Below are 8,075 nucleotides of genomic sequence, written 5' to 3'. Positions count from 1 at the left end.
GCCACAACCGGCTGACGCCCGCCTGCTTGACCAGTGGTGCGATACCCCTTCAGATATCCCGCGCCTGCTACTGTGCCTGCATCAGATTGCTGATGAAACCAAAGCCACGGAATTCAACGCCGCCTTGCTGTTTATGCCCCCCAACCAGCATTTGCCCGAGCAGTTGCCCTTCCGCCCGGTGTCGGTTTTCCGCCCGTTGGTGATGCCGCAATCCACACCAGAGAAAAAATTTACCGCGCTGCTGGATGTGCAGCAACTGCCCCCCGGGCATCGTCGCCATCTGTGGGACAGCGGGTTGGATGCCCGCGCCCGCAATACCCTGATGTCAACGCTGGATATGCATGGCGACCCGCTGCCTGCCAGTGGGCAACATCTGTTACCTACGTTGGTGGGGGAGGAAGGGCCGCAAGGCTTTGTGCTGGCGTTGGCCCTGGCGGCTGAAGCCACCGATACCGGGCAACAAGGACAGATGGTCCTGGCCCCGCTGGATGAACAGATTGCCTGCGTTCAGTTGAGCCTGCGCCCAGCAGATACCGTCCCCTCACCGGCAGATACTCTCTCCCGCTATCCCTTGGCTTGGCTGGTGGGCTCGGCCTGTCTGCTGACGCTGTTTGGCTTGTTGCCCACCCCATCCATCCGCCTGGCACTCTGGCCCTGGTTGTTGGGCGGCTTCACGCTTTATGCCCTGTTACTGGCTTTGGTGGTCCCGCTGGCGCTGAAGCTCTGGCAGCATCAACTGAATGATGAATGGCAACAGAATGAAGAATGGATAACGGCGGAAAAAGCCCCTAATGAATAGAGTCTTCGGGTTGTTATGGGTGCTGGTGGGCGTGTTGCTACTGGCATGGTGCCACCTGCGTGCCCCGGTCTGATTTAGCCAACCAGCGACGGTGTGGATTGTTCAGGCGGCCATCATCCTGGGTTGGCTGCTACTGGCGAAGCTGGGTTTTGCTTTCCAATTGCTGGCCTGGTTGCGACCGGCAGATAAACAAGAGGAAGCGGCAGAGCGTGTCTTTGGCCCGTTATGCCACAGCCAGCCCCAGCCCTTCTGGCGTCGTAGAAAATCCGCTTTGCCCTGGCTGCTGGTCACTGGCCAGCCCGAGCAGGTTGAAGCCCTGCTACCGGGGTTGATAGCCGAACGCTGGCAGGTCAGTTACCGCGGCATCTTTCTGTGGTGTGGTGAACCGGGGCAGATAACCGCGGCGGATATCGGCTGGTTGCGTCGCAAACGCGGTCGCAAAGCCTTGGATGCGCTGCTGTGGGTCACGGATATCAACGACCCGGCCTCCGGCACTGACACCGCTGAACGCACGCTCTGGCAACAACTGAAAAACCTGGGTCGCTGGCTGGGCTGGCGGTTACCGATTTATACCCTGGTGATGCGTGATGATAATGGGCATGATCAGTATGACCGCCCGCGACAGAGTACCGAGGTCTGCTGGACACCGGGCACCCCCACCGACATTGCGACCCAACTGCAGGCGCTGACGCCTGGGTTGCTGACGGAAGGTATGGCACAAATTCAGCATCAACTGCGCTGGAGCTGGTTGCTTCAGTTGGCGCAGGATATTCGCCAGGCGCGCTTTTCACCACTGGCAGTCGCCCTGCAACCGCTGGTTCAGCCACAAACGGGGGTATTGTTATCTGGGGTGTTTATTCTGCCCACCGCGCTACCCGGTCAGCATGAGGGTTATCGTACCACCACGCTGTCACCAGCCTGGTATGGGGTGCTGCATCAGGCACGCATTCGCCACGGCAGGCGTGACCATCTGATTTTCCGTGACTGGCTGTACCGGGGGGCTATGGTGACCATCGGCCTAGCCTGTGCCGGAATGATGTTGTCCGCTTTTGGCAACTACCGTCTTATCCGCGATAACAACACCCTGCTGGCGCAGCAGGCAGCCACTACCAGTCTAGCTGAACAGTATCGTCATCAGCGTGAGCTACAACGCCAGATTGAGACCTTGCTCTGGCGCAGCCGAGAGGGTACGCCACTGCAATTGCGGTTTGGTCTGGACCAGAATCAACGCCAGCTTGACCGCCTGTGGCCGGTGTGGCAACAACAGAACCAGCAACTACTGCTCAACCCGGTGATGGCACAACTCACCAGCCAACTGCGCCAATATGTTGACCTGCCTGCCGGGTCACCTGAGCGTCGCATCCAGGCCGCTGCCGCCTATCAACACCTGAAAGCCTATCTGATGCTGGCACAACCGCAACGGGCAGAACCGGAATTTTTGCAACAGACCCTGGCCCCGCTATGGCTGGCCCGCGACCCGCACATCACGGCGGGAGAATGGATGATGTTGTCTGGCGATATGCTGGCATTCTGGGCCCAAGAACTGCCGCGCCACCCTCAGTGGCAACAATCCTCCGACTCACCACTGGTGGCGGCGGTACGAACACTGCTGCGCAACCAGAATGGGCTACGTAACAGCGAAAGCGCCTTGTATCAATCCGTGCTGCAACAGGCAGAAAAACGCCATGGTGACCTTTCTCTCAACACATTACTGGGAGAGAACGCCACCAGTGATCTATTCTTCACCGACAGCACCTTGGCTGGAGTTTTTACCCGCGAAGCCTGGGAGCAGGATGTCCGCACCCTGATTGCCAATGTTGCCGCCAGCCGCCAGGTAATGACCGACTGGGTACTGGATGAAGGGAAAACGGCAAACTCCCCGGTGCTCAGCGAAGAAGCCCTGCGCAACCGGCTTACCGAGCGTTATTTTACCGATTATGCCGGGGCCTGGCTGGAGTTTCTCAATAGCATTCGCTGGCAACCAGCGACAACGCTGAGTGATACCATCGACCAGTTGACTCTGCTGGGGGATATCCAACGCTCCCCATTACCGACACTGGGCAAGGCGTTACGCTGGCAGGCGGGTGTCGGCCAGGAAGGCCACACGGTGGGCGAATCCCTGCTCAATTCCGCCAAGCAACTGGTGGCAGGGGACAAAACACCGCAGGCTCAATCACCCCTCACTCAGGCCAGTGCCCCTGCCAGCCAACCCGCTGCCGTGGTGGTACAGGCCTTTGCCCCGCTACTGGCTATTCTGCCTGCCGAAGAGGGGCAGAAAAACAGTGTACCCCCAGCCAACGGGCTGACGCTGCTGGATTATCTGCTGCAAGTGACCCAAGTGCGCCTGCTGCTGCAGCAAATCGCTGCCACCAGTGACCCGCAAGCGGGCATGCTAGCCCTGATGCAAAGTTCGCTGGCGGGCCAGAGCAGCCCTCTGTCAACCGCCCGTGGGCGCGGAAATCTGCTGGCCGCCAGCCTGGGTCAAGACTGGAGTGGGTTCGCCAGTGCTGCCTTCAGTGAACCGTTGAACCAGACCTGGCAGACGGTGCTGGAGCCCGCCACACAGGCACTGAACGATGCCTGGCAGAAACGGGTGATCAACAGTTGGCAAGAGGCCTTCAGTGGGCGTTATCCGTTTGCCACTGCCACCAATGATGCCTCACTCCCGCTATTGGCGCATTTCATTGCCCCGCAAAGTGGGGTAATTGAACAATTTATCACTCAACAGCTTCATGGCCTGGTGGAAAAACAGGGTGATGAGTGGGTAGCGGTTGCCTCTGGGCAGCAGTATATGGATATCAACCCGGCGTTTCTGGAGGCCATCAACCTGTTGTCACGCCTGGGACGAGTGGCTTTTGCCCAAGGTGAGGCCAACCTGAGTTTTGATGTGCAGATGTACCCGATGCGCGACGTTGTGGAAACCAACCTGCAACTGGATGATGCGGTGTTCAAATACTTTAACCAGCAGGCGGAATGGCAGACCTTTGCCTGGCCAAACAGACAAACCGCCACCCCGCAGGCGGTGCTGAGCTACCAACCACTCAACAACAGTGGCAGTGCCGCACTGCCGCCAGTGACTGCCTTTGCCTTTGACGGCTCCTGGGCCGCACTGCGGCTGTTTGATAAAGCCCGCACCGAACAGCTCGACAGCAGCCGTTGGCGCTTAAGCTGGAGCCCACGCAATGGACCCGGTCTGTCACTGATACTACGCACCCAAAGCTATGGCGGTCCATTAGAACTGCTGAAACTGAGAGACTTCAAGCTGCCGGGTACCGCCTTTAACCCGGCACAAGGGGGGAAATATGCCCAGTAAATACCGCTACCACACTTATTGGCTGTGGCTGCCACTGATGGTGTGGCTGCTCAGTGGCTGCGGCCTGACACAGAGTGTGAAGAAAGGCACCGCCAATGCGGCCCACGCCATCTTTTACAAGAAAGTGGACACCTTTCATCTGCAACTGGTTGCCCGTGCGGCACTTAATAGCGACGATGCCGACATGGCCTCGCCGGTAGAGGTGCGCGTCTGGCCACTGCGCAACAGCGCCGCCTTTGACCAGGCCACTTATAGTGCGCTGCTCAAGCAGAGCGCCAGCGCCCTGGGTAATGACCTGTCCGGCAACCCAGTTACCGTGCGGGTCATGCCGGGGCACAGTGTCACCGTTGAAGTCCCGCTGGCTGAGGATGTACAGGCCGTGGCAATTGCCGCCTTTTTCCTCCATCCGGATATGCAACGCAATGACTGGCGAGCGGTCATTCCCCGCAACGAAATGGATGCCTATAACCCCACGGTGATGGAACTGAATAATCGGACTCTTCAACGACAGGGTAACCCATAGCCATGTCTGACCATGATTTTTTGCGCTACTTTGATGGCGAAATGCGTTACCTGAAAGCCGCCGCACAAGAATTTGCCGAGCGATACCCAGAGGCTGGGCGTCGGCTGGGGGTGGATGGCCTGTCGCTGAAAATGGATGAGTCGGTGGAGCAGCTTTTCCAAGGGTTCTCACTGATGATGGCCCAACTGCGGCGCAAAATTGATGATGACATCCCCGAACTGACCCAACCCTTGCTCAGTCAGCTGTTGCCGGTGGTTAACCGCACCCTGCCCTCCCTTGCGGTGGTCGAACTCAGCCCAACCAACCCGGAGACCCACCTGCAGCCACAGACGCTGCCAGCGGGAACGGAACTATTAAGCCTGCCCATCAGCAGCCAGGAGCGGCAGCGGGGGCCCCGTTGCCCTTACCGTACGGTCAATGAACTGGTATTGCAGCCTTTTTCACTGCAGAGCCTACGCCGCCATACCCGGCCCGATGGCATACAGGCCCTGACCTTGCGCTTTACCTTCCCGCAACAAAACGAACCGCGCACGCTCAACCTGCAGGATATTCCGCTGTTTATCAACGGTGACCGGGTACTGCAGTCGCAGCTCTATCTGACACTGACGCAACAGGTTCGCCAGGTGCAACTGCGCTACAGCGGTGACCCGGAGTCCACCCCGTTCGGCGCCCGCTTCACCCCCCGCTGGCAACGCACACCACATACTGCGCTCTGGCCTGACAGCGACAGCCCGGCGCTGTGTGGTGAAATCCGTCCGTGGCTGGAATATTTTACCGCTCCGATGCGTTACTTCTTTTTGACGCTGGATTGCCCACAAGCGATTACCCTGCCCGCACATGCCAGCCATATCGAACTGGAGCTGGCACTAGCAACACCCCTGCCTTACGAGTTGGTCATCGCCGAAGATGCACTGCGTATGCACTGCGTGCCGCTGATTAACCTATTTATGCTGGCGGGTGAGCCGTTACTGACCCAACAGGCGCAACTGGATTACCGCTTACGCCCTCACCGGCTTAAAGATGGTCATACGGAAATCTACCATGTCGATACCGTGGTCGAGAAAGATGAAGAGGATGGTGACCACTATCCTTACATCCCCTATCGCCATTTTCGGCAGAAAGGCGGCATGCTGAAATATGAAGACCAGTGGCCTACCCGTTTTTTCCATACCCGTACCTGGCGCGGTGTCGGCGGGTTACATGAAACCCTGCTGATGCTCGGTGGCCGTACACACGAGCAATTGCCTGGGGTCAAACTGCTGTTGGAACTGACCTGCACCAACGGTGCCTTCCCGCGTATGGCGTTGGAACAGGCGCTGTTTGACAGTGACTACACCACCGGCAACCTTGCCCTGACCGGGCGTACTCGTAGTGTGCCGTCGATGCCTTATTATCCGCCCACCGCCCCCTTGTATCAGTGGCACCTGATGGCCCTGCTGCACCCGCGGGCACTGAGCCAGATGATAAGCAGCGCCACCAGCCTGAGAGCAGCTCTGTCGCTGTTTGACTGGCGTGACGATGAAAACAACCACCGTCGCCTCAGCGGTATTCGCCACGTTGATTATGTGCAGGCATTCAACGTGGCTACCCAATCCCATGGTGTGCGTATTCGCCTGGCGCTGGATGAAACCCAATTCAGTGGTACCGGTGATGCCCGCCTGTTTTGTGAACTGCTGGAGCAGTTTTTTACCCAATACGCCAGCATGATGCGTTTTACCCAACTGACGGTGATACTCACCGGCTCCGGCACCGAATGGGCGTGGCCGGAACGACGGAGCAACAAGGTGCTGATGTGACAGACGATGACAAAAACAGCCCGCGTCCCCTGCCTGCTTTCTGGCTAGACCCGGCTGGAGGTGACCACACGGCAGAATTCAACTTTTATCGCTTCTGTCAGTTGATTGAGCAGACCACCCAGCGCCAACTCGGCACCGGAAACACACCAGACAGCGACCCGGTGCGCTTTCGCCCCAACCCCCATCTGGGGTTCCCGGCGGGTGAACTCAAACGCACGGAAACCGACCCGGACTTTCCTGACGCGCCGCCAACCATCAGAACCCAATTTTTCGGGCTGTATGGCGTGACCTCTCCGTTACCCACTGCCATGATTGATGATATCAACCAGGGGCGCGAGGGGGCGGATGCCACGGCAGCGTTTCTTGATATCTTCAACCACCGGCTAATCACGCAGTTTTACCGAATCTGGCGCAAATACAACTACCCGGCCACCTTTGAAGCTGGCGGCAAGGACAAACTGTCACAAAGCCTGATGGCGCTAACCGGTATCACTCATTCCGTGAAGCAACCGGCTTCTCACCTGCTGGCGCTGTTACCCTCAATGACCCACCCAACGCTAACCGCCGAGGGCATTGCCGATGTGATACGCACCCAAGCACCGGCAACCCGCGTGACCGTACACCCGCACCACCCGGTAAAAATGGCGGTAGCGGAAAGCAGCCAATTGAACATGAGCCAACCCCAGTCGTTAGGGGATTACCTGGTACTGGGGGATGAGCTGAATGATGCCAACTATTGCACCCGGGTGGAGTTGTATACGGAAAATACCGATGAAGCGCTGGGCTGGATGCCGGATGGGCAATTGCGGCAGGATATCATCGCCTTATTGCAGGTCTATCTGGGGTGTGATTACGACCTGCAACTGTGGCTGACGCTGCCTACCGCGTTGCTGCCCATGCCCCGATTGGGGGAAACCCCGTTGTTTGCCGGTTATAACATCATGCTGGGCCTTGACGACGATAACCTGGATGAACTGCCCCAGACAGCACGGGTCTGGGTAGGCAGACTGCGAGAGGAGATGTCGGGCAATGACTGAACCCCTACCTCCGCGTAATACTACCCATCGCTTTTTACCCCGCGAGCTGCATCCCGCAGTGAATGCGCTATTGGCGTATCTGACCGAAGGGCCTTTTGCACCACCAGAGAAATGCCCCTGGTGTGGCAGCTTGCGTTTTAACGGTGGTGGAAACAAACAGCAGCGTTACTGGTGCAAGCAGTGCCAGCGCTCCTTTTTCCCCACCAGTGGTACGCCATTTTCCAACTGCCGCCATCCTGAGAAATGGACGGTTTATGCCCACTATCGACTGGCGGGATATGCCTCTCTTCAAGCCAGTCAGCTCAGTGGATTAACGACTCATAGTGGGTTACACCGGGAAGCGGCAATCACACAAATCCTATCTGAACGTTGGCCGCAACTGCTACCTTGGTGGCAAGGACGACAGCATCAAACCCAGTGTGAAAATCCGTTGCGAACCACCCCTTTTACCAGTAAGGAAGAAGCCTGGGCACACCATAACCATGAGTACGTTCAATGCCTGGAGTGCGGGAAAATGTTCTCTTTCCTGGCAACGCACCTGCGTAAAGCGCACGGCATCACGGCGCAGACCTACCGGGAAAAATGGCAAATCATGAAGCAAATCCCC

The 8,075-nt window shown here is 58.0% G+C and carries 5 protein-coding genes and 1 pseudogene; all 6 read left to right on the top strand.

The genetic code is table 11. The annotated features are described in order from the left end of the window. Positions 1 to 799: pseudogene (locus IO95_RS25530) on the top strand (hypothetical protein); the annotation flags it as partial. Between the two features lie 91 nt (positions 800 to 890). Beyond that, complete coding sequence (locus tag IO95_RS06200) at positions 891 to 4,112, top strand: ImcF-related family protein (protein ID WP_051791128.1); 3,222 nt, start codon at positions 891 to 893, stop codon at positions 4,110 to 4,112. Continuing rightward, a complete protein-coding gene (gene tssJ / locus IO95_RS06195; RefSeq protein WP_023492143.1) occupies positions 4,102 to 4,635 on the top strand; it encodes a type VI secretion system lipoprotein TssJ in 534 nt (177 codons plus the stop codon). Before IO95_RS06200 ends, tssJ begins: the two co-directional genes overlap by 11 nt. Positions 4,636 to 4,637: 2 nt before the next feature. Continuing rightward, complete coding sequence (gene tssF / locus IO95_RS06190; protein ID WP_023492144.1) at positions 4,638 to 6,431, top strand: type VI secretion system baseplate subunit TssF; 1,794 nt, start codon at positions 4,638 to 4,640, stop codon at positions 6,429 to 6,431. Beyond that, positions 6,428 to 7,468, top strand: a complete 1,041-nt coding sequence (gene tssG / locus IO95_RS06185) for a type VI secretion system baseplate subunit TssG (protein WP_037384358.1) — start codon at positions 6,428 to 6,430, stop codon at positions 7,466 to 7,468. Before tssF ends, tssG begins: the two co-directional genes overlap by 4 nt. After that, a partial coding sequence (locus IO95_RS06180; protein ID WP_037384355.1) for a MucR family transcriptional regulator occupies positions 7,461 to 8,075 on the top strand: 615 nt, incomplete at its 3' end. The genes tssG and IO95_RS06180, both read left to right, overlap by 8 nt.

The organism is Serratia sp. DD3, from assembly GCF_000496755.2.
Note: the sequence above shows the minus strand (reverse complement) of the source record. Positions and strands in the feature narration are given on the sequence as shown.